The following is a 13893-nucleotide window of genomic DNA, read 5'->3' on the forward strand; positions in this document are numbered from 1 at the left end:
TTGCGTGGGCGGTTCCCTCAGCGTACCTGCCTCCAAATTCTACGCGGGTAGAGATCTGAAGGATCCTACAAAAGCCAGGCCACGACGGGTCTCGGCCCACGAACACCACCCCGCCCCCGCGCGAGCCCACGCACGCAAAAATTCGAGCGAAATACGGGACCTCATTGCGGCGGGACACGCTGAAACAATTGCCAGGGCTTCACAATGCGATGCCTACCGCTGTACAAATGATTCCAGAAGAAAGCAGCAATGTCCCGGAACAGCCGCAAGGCCGACATCGCCGCACGTCAGAGGCGCCACAAGCGCCCTCTCCGCAGCGTCGGCCGCAGGAAAGGACCGATATCCGTGGCTCAGCGTGTGGTGGTCACTCTCTCCGACGACATGGACGGCGGAGAAGCGGCTGAAACGGTCGCGTTCGGTCTTGACGGGAAGATGTACGAGATCGACCTGAATGCTGCCAATGCAGAGAAACTCCGCAAGGCTCTCGCTCCGTACCTCGCCGCCGGCCGCAAGCTGCCGGCCAAGGCCGTGACCGGCCGGAGCGCCCCGGCGGAGACGTACACCCACACCTCCCTCGCCCCCGATCCGGCGGCGGTCCGGGCCTGGGCCCAGTCCAACAAGATGGAGGTGCCCGCCCGGGGGCGGATCCCGAAGCGGGTCTACGAGGCCTTCCGCGAGGCGAGCTGAGCCGGGGCCGCGCGGCGCGACCGGCCGGAGCGCACGAGCGACCGGCCGGGGCCGCGCACGGCCGTGGAAGCCGATTTGCATGACACCCCGGATGATCAGGTAGAGTCTGGATCACGCCGAGGGGCAAGGCCGAAAAGCCGAACCCCACGCAGCGTGCGGGTGTAGTTCAGTAGCAGAACAGCCCCCTTCCAGGGGGAAGGCGCAGTGTGCAATTCCTGTCACCCGCTCTGCATCGCTCGACCGACCACTGTTGTGGATCAGGTAGAGTAGTGCTCGCACCGCCCGGTGAAAGCCGAGCGGCAGCAATGCGGACGTGGCTCAGTTGGTAGAGCATCACCTTGCCAAGGTGAGGGTCGCGAGTTCGAATCTCGTCGTCCGCTCAGGAATGCGAAGGCCCCGGTTCTCAGGAACCGGGGCCTTCGTCGTACCCGGGAGGACTGCCGGGGAGCTTCCAGGGAAGCCGCGGGGGAAGTTTCCGGAGAGGCTGTGAAGAGGCCCACACGGCCGTGTGCACACGCACCCGAAAGGTTGGGTATAGTTGGCTCCGCGCTACGGCGCATGCGGACGTGGCTCAGTTGGTAGAGCATCACCTTGCCAAGGTGAGGGTCGCGAGTTCGAATCTCGTCGTCCGCTCCATGAAGAAGCCCCCGGTCGAATCGACCGGGGGCTTCCTCGTGCCTCTGCGGGCCGGGCTAGAAGCTGTCGGACCAGGGCTTGCCGGTCAGCAGCTCGTACGCCTCCAGGTACTTGGCGCGCGTGGCCTCCACGATCTCCTGCGGGAGCGGCGGCGGCGGCTGCTCGCTCCTGCGGTCCCAGCCGGAGGCCGGAGACGTCAGCCAGTTCCGGACGAACTGCTTGTCGTACGAGGGCTGGGCTCGGCCCGGCTGCCACTGGTCGGCCGGCCAGAAGCGCGAGGAGTCCGGGGTGAGGACCTCGTCGGCGAGCACCAGCGTCTCCCCGTCGAAGCCGAACTCGAACTTCGTGTCGGCGAGGATGATCCCCCGGTCGCGGGCGATGTCCCGGGCCCTGCCGTACACGGCGAGGGTCGTCTGACGCAGCACCGCGGCCGTCTCGGCGCCGACCTGACGGGCGACCTCCTCGTACGACACGTTCTCGTCGTGGTCGCCGACGGCGGCCTTGGTGGCCGGGGTGAAGATCGGGGCGGGCAGTTCGGAGCCGTCGCTCAGACCCTCGGGCAGCGCGAGACCGCAGACCGTACGGGACTCGTCGTACTCGACGAGACCGGAGCCCGTGAGGTAGCCGCGGGCCACGCACTCGACCGGGACCATGGCCAGCGACTTGCAGACCAGGGTGCGGCCCGCCCAGTCGGCGGGGGCGCCGGCCGGCAGCTCGGTCGACAGCACGTGGTGCGGGACCAGGTCGGAGAGCCGGTCGAACCACCACAGGGAGAGCTGGGTGAGGACCCGGCCCTTGTCGGGAATCTCGGTGGGCAGGACCCAGTCGTACGCGGACATGCGGTCGCTCGCCACCATCACGAGGTCACCGGCCTCGTTCCGGTACAGGTCGCGCACCTTGCCCGTGTGGAGATGGGTGAGGCCCGGGACCTGGACAGGCTCGGGCTTTTCTACGAATCCGGACACGGTTCCTCCGCGTAGGTTGATCCAGGAGCGCTTCGATTCTCTCGCACCGGGACCGGCCGACGGCGGGCGGGCCCGGTCGGCCCTGGTCAGTCCCTCTTACAGATCCGGTCGAGAAGGTTCGCGGTGGCGCGCTGGACCCTGGCGTCGACATGGCCCGGCCGGTCCAGTGCCGGTGACCAGGCGAAGGTCCCGGAGGCGAAGACCCAGGCGCCCGAGGGAGCCCGGTACAGCGAGGTCTCCTGGTGGCGCAGCGCGCCGTCGCCGTCCCGGTAGGGCGAGTGGGCGAGCAGGATGCGGCCCTGGTGCTCGGGGAGCGCCGTGCGCGGGAAGTAGCGGTCGGCCTCGCCCGCGACCAGACCGGGGAGCTCGTCGCCGTCACCGGCACCGGTGGCCTCCCAGAGCCAGTGCTCGGCGTTCCGCACGACCAGCGGGTGCGGTTCGGGCACCCGGCCCGCGTACTGGATGCCGAGGAGCTGCTGCTCGGACCGGTCGACCTCGCGCCAGAGCGCGGGCCGGCCGGGGCCGCGCCGCTTCCGGCAGGTGAGGAGCCGGTCCGGCACCCCGGACGGCGAAGGGGCGAGCTCCACCTGCCAGTACATGGTGTTGGCGGAGAGGAAGACCAGCGACGTGCCCTGGTCGCGGGCGAGTTCCGCGGTCCTGCGCATCGGCGCCGACCAGTACTCGTCGTGGCCCGGGAAGACCAGGCCCCGGTAGCGGCTCGGATCGATCCGGCCCGCGTGCAGGTCGCGGGTCTCCGCGTACGCCAGGTCGTAGCCGTAGCGCTCGGCCCAGCGGATGAAGTCGTAGGCGTGCCCGACGTGCAGCGGCAGGCCCGCGCCCGCGTACGGGCGGTCGAAGGAGACGGTGACGGCCGCCTCCTCCTCCCCGAGCAGCCGGCCGTCCTCGTCCCAGGCGTGGTAGAGGCTGGCGCCGGTGCGGCCGTCCTCCGGATAGAGGTTGTACGCCTGCCAGGTCACGTCCGGGAGAACGAGGAGCAGATCGGCCGGGTGGTCGTCCCTGACCGTGAAGGGGATGTGCGAGCGGTGGCCGTCGGCGGTCGTGAGGACGGCCACGTGCGCGCCGATCGACCAGTAGGTGGGCACCTGCAGCCGCCACGACTGCCACCAGTGGTGGCAGGAGACCGTGCGGTCGACGATGAGCGGGGCCGGCTGGACGATCCCGGAGAGCCGTGGACTGGTGGCGATCTTCGCGGCGCCGTCGCCGCCGTAGTGACCGATCCGGTAGATGTCGACCGAGAACGGCTGCGGCGGGTCCACCGTGATGTGGAAGTCGATCGACTCGCCCGGTGCCACGGCCCCGACGGACGCGAACCCCTTGATCTGGCGCCGGACGTCGTCGGCCGTGCGCGGGCCGCCCCTGCCGCCACGGGCCAGGATCTCGTCCGCGTACCAGGGGACCATCTGGCCGGTGTCGTCGAAGTAGTTCTCCGAACCCCGAAGCCAGGGCAGCGGGCCCTGGCCGAAGGGATCGCTGACCGCGTGCGCGAGCGCGCCCGACTCCCACCGCCTGATCTGCTCCGCCCCCATGCTGCGCCCCTCCCTCGACTCCCCCGGGTCGGCTGGTCAGTGCCTCTGATTCATTTGCTTCGGTACGGCTTGATACGGCTTCGGTACGGCCGCGGCGCTGCCGCGGATCATGCCGCCGGTCCGTGCCTCTGTCAGTGACGGTCTCCAGCACATCACATAACGCACGCACTCCGTCACCGTTCGTCGTGAATTGACGAGAGCGGAAGCCGGGCCTCCGGGGAGCCGTGCCGTGCGGGCACGCCCTGACGGCCTCAGATCAGGCGTACGGGCTTCTCCGGGCGCACTCCCGTGCGGGCCAGCCACACCCGCAGCGGTTCCGGGTCGCCCTCCTCGACGAGGGCGAGGACCCGGGGCCCGAGGTCCGCCGCCCGCTCGCCGCCGACCAGGAGGGCGGGCCCGTCGAGCCAGTCGAGGCCGGGGGCGGCCTCGGCGGTGTCCACGGCGGCGCAACAGACCATCGCGGTGACGTGGTCGGCGAGCAGATCACGGCCGGAACGGGGCGGCTGGAGCGGGAAGAGCGGCAGGGGCCCGTCGGGGCCGCTGACGACCACCGGGGCCGGGGCGCCCGGCCGACCGTCCTTCTGGGCGCTCCCGGCCGCGGCCTCGGCGGCCGGGGCGGCGGCTGCCACGCGCGCCTCCCTCGCGGCCTCCTCGCGGGCGAGGAGCGCGCTGAGCGCGCCGGCGAGCGCTTCGGCGGCGGGGTTGACGGGCTCGTCGTCGGGATCGAGGTCGTCGGGGCCGAGGTCGGTGGCGTCGGAATCGAGACCGGGGGCTTCGTGGATGTCGGTGGCGTCGGGGTCGGCGTCCCCCAGGACGTCGGGGTGGTGGACGTCGGGGTGGTGGACGTCGGGGTGGTGGACGTCGGGGTCGGCGTGGGCGGCGGCGGGGATGGCCTGGGCGGCGGGATCGACCGGGTCGGCGAGGGTGGCCGGGTCGGCGGGGGCGGTCGGCGTCTCGGGGGTGCCGTTCGGGGCGGTCCGTACGGCTTCCTCGGTCGGGTGCGCCGGGGCGTCCCCCACGGCTCCGGGGGCTGTGTGCGCCGGGGCGGACCGTATCGCTCCGGGGGCCATGGACAGGTGGGCGATCACCCGGGTCAGGGTCGGGCCGGCGGCGGTGGACGCCGCTCCGGCGGCGGAGCCGGTCACGCCCAGGCCGTCGAGGACCTGGTGCAGCCGGGCCGCGTCGGTGCGCCACTTCCGGTCGACGACCTCCTCCGGGTACTGGCTCCACTCGACCGGCGACCAGTCGGGACCCGGCTCGGCCGGGCCGCCGTGGAAGAGACGGGCGGCGAGCAGGGAGACGGCCTCGTCGACCGCTCCCGGTTCCTCCAGGAGATCGCAGGCGGGGCGCTCGCCGAGGCGGGACGAGAAGCCGTCCGCGAGCCGGTCCCGGCGCGAGAGCTCGGTCAGGGCGGAGACCACGCCCGCGTCCAGCCGGGCGGGCCAGCGGCCCATCCGCCAGGCGGGCAGCGCGACCCGGGTCAGGAGGCGGTCCCAGCCCGCGTAGGCCAGGCCGACCTGCTCCTGCGCGACGATCCGCACGCCGTAGTCCACGGCCTGGGCGCGCTCGGAACCGGCGACGGCGACCCCGCGCTCCATCTCGGCGGCGTGCCCGCGGCAGGCGCGCAGCAGGACGCGGGCGACCTGCCCGACGCCGTGGGCGCCGAATCTGCGGAGCGGGTCGAGGCCCGGCGTCAGCGGCACGGCGACGGCGGCGTCCAGACCTCGGACGAAGCGGCGGGCGGCGGCTATGTCGGGGTGCGCGGCCGGGCCCGTACCGGCGACGACGGGAGCGAGGACCGCCCGCAGTTCACCGACGCGCATCCACCACAGGAAGGGCGAGCCCACGACGAGGACGGGAGCGCCGTCCTCGTCCCCGCCGGCGCCGCCGGGCGTGTGCCGCGCGCGGTGGGCCCGGTGGGTGCGGTCCTCGAGCCAGCTGTCGCAGTCCGGCGTCAGGGCTATCGCCGCGGGTGCCGGGACGTCGAGCCGGTCGGCCAGGTCCCGGACGAGCCGGTAGAGATCGGGTGCGGCGGTCTCGGAGAGCTCCACCGTCGGCGTCGCGGCCGGACGGGCCCTGGCGACGACGAGGGCGACACCGGTGGCGGCGAGGAGGACGAGGACCGCGAGCACGGTCACCACCCAGCGGGCCGCGTCCCAGCCGGAGCCGGTGAAGTGGCCGGTGATCCCGCCCGCGTACAGGACGACGGCGACGGCGGCGGGAAGGATCGCGAGGCCGAGCGCCCTGCCACGGACACGGAGGACGCCGAGGGCCCGGGAGCGCGCGGCACGCACGCCCCACTCCTCGCCGACGACGGCACCAGTACCGGACACGCCGTACATCACCCCCTCCTGCCCTCGTCGGGACTGCCTGTGGCGGTGTTGCTCACTCCCCCACTGTGGCACCCGCCGCTGACATCGCAATGCCGGTGGGCCAAGTGCCGGAACGCCTCCGCCGCACCCTAGTTGGGGCTGTGGCGGGCGTCATCCGGATGGCCGAGCCGTCACTCGATGGAATGGCTTTGGGCAAAGGTGATGGCGCTCGCGCGGCCGTACGGTCAACCGCACGGCCGCGCGAGGAATCGGCGGCGCCGTCAGGCCTCGGCGGCCTTGCGCGCGATGTCCGTACGGTGCTGGGAGCCGTCAAGGCGGATGCGGCCGACCGCCGCGTACGCGCGCTCGCGGGCCTGCTCCAGGTCCGTTCCGGTGGCGGTGACCGAGAGGACGCGGCCCCCCGCGCTCACGATCGCGTCGCCGTCCCGCTTCGTACCGGCGTGGAGCACGTACGCGTGCGGGGCGTCCTTCTCCGCGACCTCGTCCAGGCCCTCGATCGGGTCGCCGGTGCGCGGGGTGTCCGGGTAGTTGTGGGAGGCGATGACCACGGTGACGGCGGCGTCGTCGCTCCAGCTCAGCGGCGCCTGGTCGTCCAGGGTGCCGTTGGCGGAGTTCAGCAGGACGCCCGCCAGCGGGGTCTTCAGACGGGCCAGGACCACCTGGGTCTCGGGGTCGCCGAAGCGCGCGTTGAACTCGATGACCCGTACACCGCGGCTCGTGATCGCCAGACCCGCGTACAGCAGGCCGGAGAACGGCGTGCCACGGCGGCGGAGCTCGTCGACCGTCGGCTGCAGGACGGTCGCGAGGACCTCCTCGACCAGCTTCGGGTCGGCCCACGGCAGCGGCGAGTAGGCGCCCATGCCGCCGGTGTTCGGGCCCTCGTCGCCGTCGAGCGCGCGCTTGAAGTCCTGCGCGGGCTTGAGCGGGAGGACGGTGACGCCGTCGGTGATCGCGAAGAGGGAGACCTCGGGGCCGTCCAGGTACTCCTCGATGACCACCCGGTCGCACGCGAGCGCGTGGGCGCGGGCCTGCGCGAGGTCGTCGGTGACGACGACGCCCTTGCCGGCGGCGAGGCCGTCGTCCTTCACCACGTAGGGAGCGCCGAAGGCGTCGAGCGCCTCGTCGATCTCCTCCGGGGTCGTGCAGACGTAGCTGCGGGCGGTGGGAACCCCGGCGCCGGCCATGACGTCCTTGGCGAACGCCTTGGAGCCTTCCAGCTGCGCGGCTTCCCGTGACGGGCCGAAGGCGGGGATGCCGGCCGCGCGGACGGCGTCGGCGACACCGGCGACCAGCGGGGCCTCCGGGCCGACGACGACCAGTTCGGCACCGAGTTCGGTGGCGAGACGCGCGACGGCGTCGCCGTCCAGCTGGTCGACGGGGTGCAGCTCGGCGACCTCCGCGATTCCGGCGTTGCCGGGCGCGCAGTGCAGAGCGGTGACGTCGGGATCGAGGGAGAGAGAGCGGCACAGGGCGTGTTCGCGGGCGCCGCCGCCGATGACGAGGACCTTCACGCTCGCCAGGGTAGCCCGCCGACCGGGATGCCCCTTGTGCGGGCCACCGAGCGAGACGCCCCTACTCGTTCGTGTATTCCTCCACAACGGTCGCTCCGAGCTCGCGCACGATCAGGTCGTGACCGGACAGGGCGGAGTCGACGAGGTCGGGATCGTCCTCCTCCGGCACGTCGTCCTCGGGCGCCACGGGCTGGGGTGCCGGCGGCGTGTACGCGGGCGCGGAGGCCTGGGCCGGAGCGGGCGCCGACGCCTGCGGGAAGGCGGGAGCGGGCGCGGCCGGAGCCTGCGCGGGGGCGGACGGCGGGGCCTGCTGGAAGACCGGGGCGGACGTCTGCGGCCGGCCGCCGCCGAAGCCTCCGGTGCCGCCCGAGCCACCCGAGTTGCCGAAGCCGCCGGTGCCGCCCGAGCCGCCGAAGCCGGTGGCGGCGGGCGGGGGCGAGGCGCCGCCCGAGGGGTCGATGATCGCCTCGATCTTCCAGTTCACGTTGAACTGCTCGGCGAGGGCCTGCTTCAGGACCTCCTCGCTGCCGCTGCTCGCGAAGTTGTCCCGGGCCCCGGCGTTGAGGAAGCCGAGCTGGAGCGTCGTGCCGTCGAAGCCCGCGACCTGGGCGTTCTGGCTGAGCAGGATCCAGGTGAAGCGGCGCCGGTTCTTGACGGCGTCGAGGATCTGCGGCCAGAGGTTCCGCACCTGCGCGGTGTCCCCGCCACCGCCCGTGGCGGCCGGGGCGGGGGCGGTCTGCGCCTGTACGGGAGCGGGCGCGGCCGGAGCCGGGGCGGGGGCAGGGGCTGACGCGCCGGGCCACGCACCGGGCGCACCGCCGCCCGGGGCGGCGGCGCCCGGCCAGGCCCCGGGCCGGGGCGCGGCGGGAGCCTGGGGGGCGGGCTCGGACTGCTGCGCGTGTACGGGGGCGGCCTGCGCCTGTACGGGAGTGGGGGCCTGCGGTGCCTGTACGGGAGCGGGAGCGGCCGCGGGCGGAAGCGGGGGCGGGGCCATCGGGGTGTGGGCGCCGGGCCCGGGGACGTACCCCATGACGGGCGCGGGAGGGCCGGGCGTGAAGACGGGCGCGGGTGCGGCGGAGGCCCCGCGCTCCAGCCGGTCGAGCCGCGCCTGGACCGAGCGCTCGTCGTCGAAGGCGGCGGGCAGCAGCACGCGCGCGCAGATCAGCTCCAGCTGGAGCCGGGGCGAGGTGGCGCCCCGCATCTCGGTCAATCCGCTGTTGACGAGGTCGGCGGCCCTGCTGAGCTCGGCGGCACCGAACACGGAGGCCTGGGCCTGCATGCGCTCGATCACGTCGACCGGGGCGTCGATGAGCCCCTTCTCGGCGGCGTCCGGCACGGCGGCCAGGATCACCAGGTCGCGCAGCCGCTCAAGGAGGTCGGCGACGAACCGGCGCGGATCGTTGCCGCCCTCGATGACCCGGTCGACGACCTCGAAGGCGGCGGCGCCGTCCCCGGCGGCGAAGGCGTCCACCACGGAGTCGAGCAGCGAGCCGTCCGTATAGCCGAGCAGGGAGGTGGCCATGGCGTATGTCACACCGTCGGCGGCGGCGCCGGCCAGGAGCTGGTCCATCACGGACATCGAGTCACGCACGGACCCGGCACCGGCGCGCACGACGAGCGGCAGCACGCCGTCCTCGACGGGGATGCCCTCGTGCCCGCAGACCTCGCCCAGGTACTCCCGCAGGGTGCCGGGCGGCACGAGCCGGAAGGGGTAGTGATGGGTCCGGGACCGGATGGTGCCGATGACCTTCTCGGGCTCGGTCGTGGCGAAGATGAACTTGAGGTGCTCCGGCGGCTCCTCGACCACCTTCAGGAGGGCGTTGAAGCCCGCCGAGGTGACCATGTGGGCCTCGTCGATGATGTAGATCTTGTACCGGCTGGAAGCAGGCCCGAAGAAGGCCTTCTCCCGCAGGTCACGGGCGTCGTCCACACCACCGTGCGAGGCGGCGTCGATCTCGATGACGTCGATCGACCCCGGCCCGTTCCGCGCGAGGTCACGGCAGGACTGGCACTCGCCGCACGGCGTCGGGGTGGGCCCCTGCTCGCAGTTCAGACACCGCGCCAGAATCCGCGCGCTGGTCGTCTTGCCGCAGCCACGGGGCCCGCTGAACAGGTACGCGTGATTGACCCGGTTGTTCCGCAGGGCCTGCTGCAACGGGTCGGTGACATGCTCCTGCCCGATGACCTCGGCGAAGGACTCGGGGCGATAGCGGCGGTAGAGCGCGAGAGACGACACGCATACGAGGTTATAGGCGCCCACCGACAACCGGGACGCACCGGGAGCCAGGGCCCACGGACGACCGCCCCGCTCCGGGAACCAGGGACCACCGACAACCGGCCCGCTCCGGGAACGCAAGCGCCCCCCACGCACCTGCCAGAGCCGACCTACCCTTGCTGCCTTCCGGCCCTGGGGGAGTTCAGTCAGATAGCACCGCGTGAGGGGCTCCGCCAAGGGTACCCGATCCCAGGACCACACGGCCCCCCGCGGTGGACCGAGGAAAGCTCTTCTGGATCACGTTCGCGAGCACCCCTCAACGTCTTGTATTGTTTGCGGCGGAGGATTCGCCTAGTGGCCTAGGGCGCACGCTTGGAAAGCGTGTTGGGGGCAACCCCTCACGAGTTCGAATCTCGTATCCTCCGCCAGTGCCTCACCGGGCACGATGTCGAAGGGCCCCACCGCTTGCGGTGGGGCCCTTCTTCGTTGTCCGTCTCGGTTTCGGTCCCGGTGGCCGTTCACCCTGGGCCAGGTGAGTCCCTGCGGGCGGGCGGGATCCCGCGGCCGGCGGGCTCCCGCGGGCGGGCGGGTTCCTGCGGGCGGGCGGGTTCCTGCGGGCGGCGGTCCTCATGGATCCGAGGTCCGTGCCGCCCCTTGCGCCGGGGTGTCAGGCCTTCGTGGTCGTCCTGTGGTCGCCGAGGCCGGTGTCGAGGGTGTCGAAGACGTACGTGGCCTCGGGTGCCACAGTGGCGGCGATCCGGTCGTTGGGCTCGCCGGCCAGGGTGAGGTCCTGGATGCGCTGGAACAGCAGCCGGTGCGCGGCCGCGAGGAGCGCGGCGGCGGCCCGGGGAGCGATGGCCGGCGCGTCGGCGGGGACGACGTCCGCGAGAGCCGCGGCGAGGGCCTCCTCCCGCTGGTCGTGCAGTTCGCGCAGGCGGGCGGACAGGGTGGGGCTGTCGGCGATCATGCGGGCGAACTCCGGGCCCGCGAAGCCCGCGACGGGGTCGCACTGCTCGACCGCTGCGGCGAACTCCCGCCGCAGCGCGGTGAGCGCCGACTCACCGGCGGCCCGGTCGGCGACCGCGCGGGCCAGGCTCGCGGTGAACGCCTCGTGGTGGTCGAGGGCCAGGTCCTCCTTCCGCGGGAAGTAGTTGGTGACCGTCTTCTTGGCGACGCGGGCCGCCGTGGCGATCTCGGCGATGGTCGTCCGCTCGAAGCCCTGCTCGATGAAGAGGCGGGTGGCGTGGTCGGAGATCAGCTGCCTGGTCTCCTGCTTCTTGGACTCACGGAGTCCCATGCTCTCGGTACCCATGAGCGAATCTTACACCGGCAGTAAAAATATGCTTGACGTAGTTCATGCGCCGTGCGTAAAGTTATGTCCGTCGCAAAAATCGCCCCGCAGGATGAGATCGGAGACCGCGTATGCGAAAGCTGGACCGCGCCGCTTCCCCGGCGACCCCGTTCCCCACCGTCAAGCTCACCCCCGCCATCCGGGAAACCGGCGAGACCGGTGAGATCCGCAGGATCGGTGAGACCGGCCCGGCCCCCGACCTCCAGCGCCGGGCCCGCGAACTGCCGCGCGCCGGCCACCGCCAGGCGCCGTCGACCCACCACCGATTCCACGCGCCACGCCGTACGTACTGACTCGCCGGCCACTCCCGAGGCCCGCGCTCGGCGCGGCAAGCGCACTTGACCCGCCCGTACGCCCGTACCGCCCGCATGTCCTTACGCCGTCCGCCGGGCCGGCCCGTATGCCCGTCCGCCCGTCGCCCGCACGCCCCACCGCCGAGGAGCCGCCGTGAACGTCTCTACCTCCACCCTCTCCCTCACCGTCGCCGACGTGGACGCCTCCCGGGAGTTCCTCACCACCCACCTCGGCTACCAGGTGGCCATGGCCGCTGACGGCTTCGCCTCCCTGACCCGGACGGACGCCGCCGTCGACATCGTGCTGCTCCGGCGCGGAACCGACGTCCTCCCGCCCGAGCAGCGCGACCAGCGGGCTGCCGGACTGATCCTGGCGCTCACCGTCACCGACCTCGCCGCGGAGGAAGCCCGCCTGCGCGCCGCCGGCGCTCCCATCACCATGCCGCTGCGCGAAGAGCCCTGGGGCGAGCGCCTCTTCCAGCTCACCGACCCCAACGGCGTCGTCGTCCAGCTCGTCGAATGGGTCACCCCCGCCGCCGCTGACACCCCGGAGTAGTCCCGGGTACGCGCACGCGTGGGCCGCCCGTCCCACCGGAACGACCACATACGGGAGGGCCGGACCGCTCGATGCGGTCCGGCCCTCCGGCGTACGTCTGCTCGTCCTATACGGGGCAGGGGCGGTACTCCAGGCTGAGTTCGCGGTCGACGGCGTAGCTGGTCCGCATCGACGCGTCGATCACCTGCTGCCAGGACCCGTACTTGGTGTAGAGCTGGTCGGCGGTGGGGCCGAGCGGGTTGCCGTACTTGGCGATGTTCCGCTGCTCCAGGATCCGCACCTCCTCCGGGGTCATACCGGCGCGGGTGATCTCCTTGGCCTGGTTCCGCATGTCGACCATCTCCCGGGCGATCTCCTCGTCCGTGGCGCCCGCCTCACGCATGGCGGCCTCCGTGCGGCGCATGTCCTCCAGGAGCCCGTGGTACCGCATCCGGGTCCGCTGGGCCTCGACCTTCTCGTCCATCGGCAGGACACGGATCCTGCACACGACCGGGTCGGTGCTGGGACACGGGTCGTCGGCGGACACGGGCTGGGCGAGCGGTGCCGTGATGACGGAGCCGCAGGCCTCCACCGCGCCGGCGACGGAGGTCCCGGCCGTACCCAGCAGAGCGACGGCTGCCACGAACGGCACGAGGACACGGCGCAGCGGCGAAGAGGGAGAGGAGGGAGAGGAAGGACGCATGCGCGCATCCTTGAAGGCACCGACGCCTCGTTCACGCAGGCGCACCGGTGATCACTCTTACGGGAAGTCGTCGCGGACGTGGGTGATGGGGTACGGGAGTTCTCGGTCGGCGACCAGCTCGTGGGCCGGCTCGCCGACGGGACCGCCGCGACGTACGTGACGGCCCCCGCGAAGCTGCTGACCGTCTCCCCGCCTTCGTAACGCTCACCCATGTCGAAGGCCCTCGATGCCCCGGTCGACCTCCTGCTCAACCTGGTCCCCTCCCACCGGACCAGACCGCCACGCTGTCCTCACTCGTCGACCCGGGCGGCCACGTCGTCTCGGTCGCCGGCGCTGTACCGCCGGACCCGAGGAGGCCGGTGACCTCGCAGCACATGGTGGCGCGTAATGACGTGAGTCAACTCGGCGCACTGGTCCGGCTGGTGGGGAACGGAACGGTGCGGGTGGGCGTCAGCGCGACGAAGCGGCTGGTGAAGGCGCCGGAGGTACACAGGCCGAGCCGAGACCGGGGGCGTACGGGGGAAGGTGCTGCTCGTCTCGTAAGGGGGCGTCGTTCACCGGATCGGGGGGTGATGAGAGGGAGGGACGTTACTGCGGTCACCAGTGTGTAGTGATGCCGATACTTTCTGTGATGACCAGTCGGCTCGACCAAGCAGGGGTTATCCATGAAGAAGTTGGTTACGGCGGTGGCGGCCGTGGGGCTGTTCGTCGGGGGGATGGGGGTGGCGGTTGCGGACTCGTGGCACTCCCTCGCAAAACCCATCAAAACCGAAGGCGCTCACTTCGAAAAAGTGGAGTACAGGTGGGAGCCAGCTGGGGCCAAGCGCGGCGCCTTCCGCTTCAAGGGTTCCTTGCGGGATGGCGATTACAACGACGGCCACAACGTCTACCTGGAGGTGAGGCCGCACGCCTACGGGTGGCAGCGCTTCAAGGGCGTGCAGAAGCGCAGCGTCCAGCTTGAGGAAGCTGTCTGGGACGGCGCGACTCGCTACACCAATTCCGCAGACATGCGAGTCTGCCGGGACCGGGGGGCGCTTCGGCCGAACAACTGCTCGCCCATTCGCTCCTTCAGTCGCTAACAGTCAACGGTTCGGGGAGTCGTCGACCGGCGACTCCC

At 72.1% G+C, this 13893-nt stretch carries 12 protein-coding genes, 4 tRNA genes and 1 other RNA gene; 9 read left to right on the plus strand and 8 right to left on the minus strand.

Annotated features, from left to right (window positions below):
• Positions 1-345: 345 nt before the first annotated feature.
• The 4 genes from ACFWUY_RS03385 (at position 346) to ACFWUY_RS03400 (ending at position 1323) form a co-directional block, all read left to right on the plus strand.
• Complete coding sequence (locus ACFWUY_RS03385; RefSeq protein WP_384101493.1) at positions 346-687, plus strand: Lsr2 family protein; 342 nt, start codon at positions 346-348, stop codon at positions 685-687.
• A gap of 155 nt (positions 688-842) precedes the next feature.
• Positions 843-914: transfer RNA gene (locus tag ACFWUY_RS03390), tRNA-Gly, on the plus strand.
• An 80-nt stretch (positions 915-994) separates the two neighbouring features.
• A tRNA-Gly gene (locus tag ACFWUY_RS03395) sits at positions 995-1067 on the plus strand.
• 180 nt (positions 1068-1247) lie between these two features.
• Positions 1248-1323, plus strand: a tRNA-Gly gene (locus ACFWUY_RS03400).
• Between the two features lie 56 nt (positions 1324-1379).
• On the opposite strand, the gene ACFWUY_RS03405 is transcribed toward ACFWUY_RS03400, so the two are convergent.
• The 6 genes from ACFWUY_RS03405 to ffs all read right to left on the minus strand — a co-directional run bounded on the left by ACFWUY_RS03405 (position 1380) and on the right by ffs (position 10127).
• Positions 1380-2288, minus strand: coding sequence for a phosphoribosylaminoimidazolesuccinocarboxamide synthase (locus ACFWUY_RS03405; RefSeq protein ID WP_384101495.1), 909 nt, complete (start codon positions 2286-2288; stop codon positions 1380-1382).
• Positions 2289-2374: 86 nt separating this feature from the next.
• Entirely contained in the window at positions 2375-3835 is a 1461-nt protein-coding gene (locus tag ACFWUY_RS03410) for a N,N-dimethylformamidase beta subunit family domain-containing protein (RefSeq protein WP_384101497.1), read from the minus strand.
• A gap of 251 nt (positions 3836-4086) precedes the next feature.
• Complete coding sequence (locus tag ACFWUY_RS03415) at positions 4087-6177, minus strand: hypothetical protein (protein WP_384101499.1); 2091 nt, start codon at positions 6175-6177, stop codon at positions 4087-4089.
• A gap of 251 nt (positions 6178-6428) precedes the next feature.
• The gene (gene purD, locus ACFWUY_RS03420; protein ID WP_384101501.1) at positions 6429-7679 is read right to left on the minus strand and encodes a phosphoribosylamine--glycine ligase; all 1251 of its coding nucleotides are present in this window, start codon (positions 7677-7679) and stop codon (positions 6429-6431) included.
• A 61-nt stretch (positions 7680-7740) separates the two neighbouring features.
• Positions 7741-9915: a DNA polymerase III subunit gamma and tau gene (locus tag ACFWUY_RS03425; RefSeq protein ID WP_384101503.1), complete on the minus strand. Its 2175-nt coding sequence runs from the start codon at positions 9913-9915 to the stop codon at positions 7741-7743.
• Positions 9916-10028: 113 nt separating this feature from the next.
• Positions 10029-10127, minus strand: an RNA gene (gene ffs / locus ACFWUY_RS03430) — signal recognition particle sRNA small type.
• A 107-nt stretch (positions 10128-10234) separates the two neighbouring features.
• Between ffs and ACFWUY_RS03435 the strand changes: the two genes are divergently transcribed.
• Positions 10235-10322, plus strand: a tRNA-Ser gene (locus ACFWUY_RS03435).
• A 239-nt stretch (positions 10323-10561) separates the two neighbouring features.
• Here ACFWUY_RS03435 and ACFWUY_RS03440 read toward each other — a convergent pair.
• Positions 10562-11206: a TetR/AcrR family transcriptional regulator gene (locus tag ACFWUY_RS03440; RefSeq protein WP_384101505.1), complete on the minus strand. Its 645-nt coding sequence runs from the start codon at positions 11204-11206 to the stop codon at positions 10562-10564.
• A gap of 110 nt (positions 11207-11316) precedes the next feature.
• Here ACFWUY_RS03440 and ACFWUY_RS03445 point away from each other — a divergent pair, with 110 nt between their 5' ends.
• Entirely contained in the window at positions 11317-11538 is a 222-nt protein-coding gene (locus ACFWUY_RS03445; protein WP_384101507.1) for a hypothetical protein, read from the plus strand.
• Positions 11539-11692: 154 nt separating this feature from the next.
• On the plus strand, positions 11693-12094 hold the full coding sequence (locus ACFWUY_RS03450; protein ID WP_384101509.1) for a VOC family protein: 402 nt from the start codon (positions 11693-11695) through the stop codon (positions 12092-12094).
• Between the two features lie 106 nt (positions 12095-12200).
• Here ACFWUY_RS03450 and ACFWUY_RS03455 read toward each other — a convergent pair whose 3' ends face one another.
• A complete protein-coding gene (locus tag ACFWUY_RS03455; RefSeq protein ID WP_384101511.1) occupies positions 12201-12776 on the minus strand; it encodes a hypothetical protein in 576 nt (191 codons plus the stop codon).
• A gap of 78 nt (positions 12777-12854) precedes the next feature.
• On the opposite strand from ACFWUY_RS03455, the gene ACFWUY_RS03460 reads away from it, so the two are divergent.
• Together ACFWUY_RS03460 and ACFWUY_RS03465 are read left to right on the plus strand one after the other, a co-directional pair.
• Positions 12855-12977, plus strand: coding sequence for a hypothetical protein (locus ACFWUY_RS03460; RefSeq protein WP_384101513.1), 123 nt, complete (start codon positions 12855-12857; stop codon positions 12975-12977).
• 464 nt (positions 12978-13441) lie between these two features.
• A complete protein-coding gene (locus tag ACFWUY_RS03465; protein WP_384101515.1) occupies positions 13442-13855 on the plus strand; it encodes a hypothetical protein in 414 nt (137 codons plus the stop codon).
• Positions 13856-13893 lie beyond the last annotated feature (38 nt).

The organism is Streptomyces sp. NPDC058664, assembly GCF_042716635.1.
Classification (GTDB): Bacteria; Actinomycetota; Actinomycetes; order Streptomycetales; family Streptomycetaceae; genus Streptomyces.

Excerpts from the sequence above, each read along its gene's own strand:
- ACFWUY_RS03410 (WP_384101497.1), bottom strand. The coding sequence starts at position 3,835 with ATGGGGGCGGAGCAGATCAGGCGGTGGGAGTCGGGCGCGCTCGCGCAC.
- ACFWUY_RS03440 (WP_384101505.1), bottom strand. The coding sequence starts at position 11,206 with ATGGGTACCGAGAGCATGGGACTCCGTGAGTCCAAGAAGCAGGAGACC.
- ACFWUY_RS03415 (WP_384101499.1), bottom strand. The coding sequence starts at position 6,177 with ATGTACGGCGTGTCCGGTACTGGTGCCGTCGTCGGCGAGGAGTGGGGC.
- ACFWUY_RS03445 (WP_384101507.1), top strand. The coding sequence starts at position 11,317 with ATGCGAAAGCTGGACCGCGCCGCTTCCCCGGCGACCCCGTTCCCCACC.
- ACFWUY_RS03455 (WP_384101511.1), bottom strand. The coding sequence starts at position 12,776 with ATGCGTCCTTCCTCTCCCTCCTCTCCCTCTTCGCCGCTGCGCCGTGTC.
- ACFWUY_RS03465 (WP_384101515.1), top strand. The coding sequence starts at position 13,442 with ATGAAGAAGTTGGTTACGGCGGTGGCGGCCGTGGGGCTGTTCGTCGGG.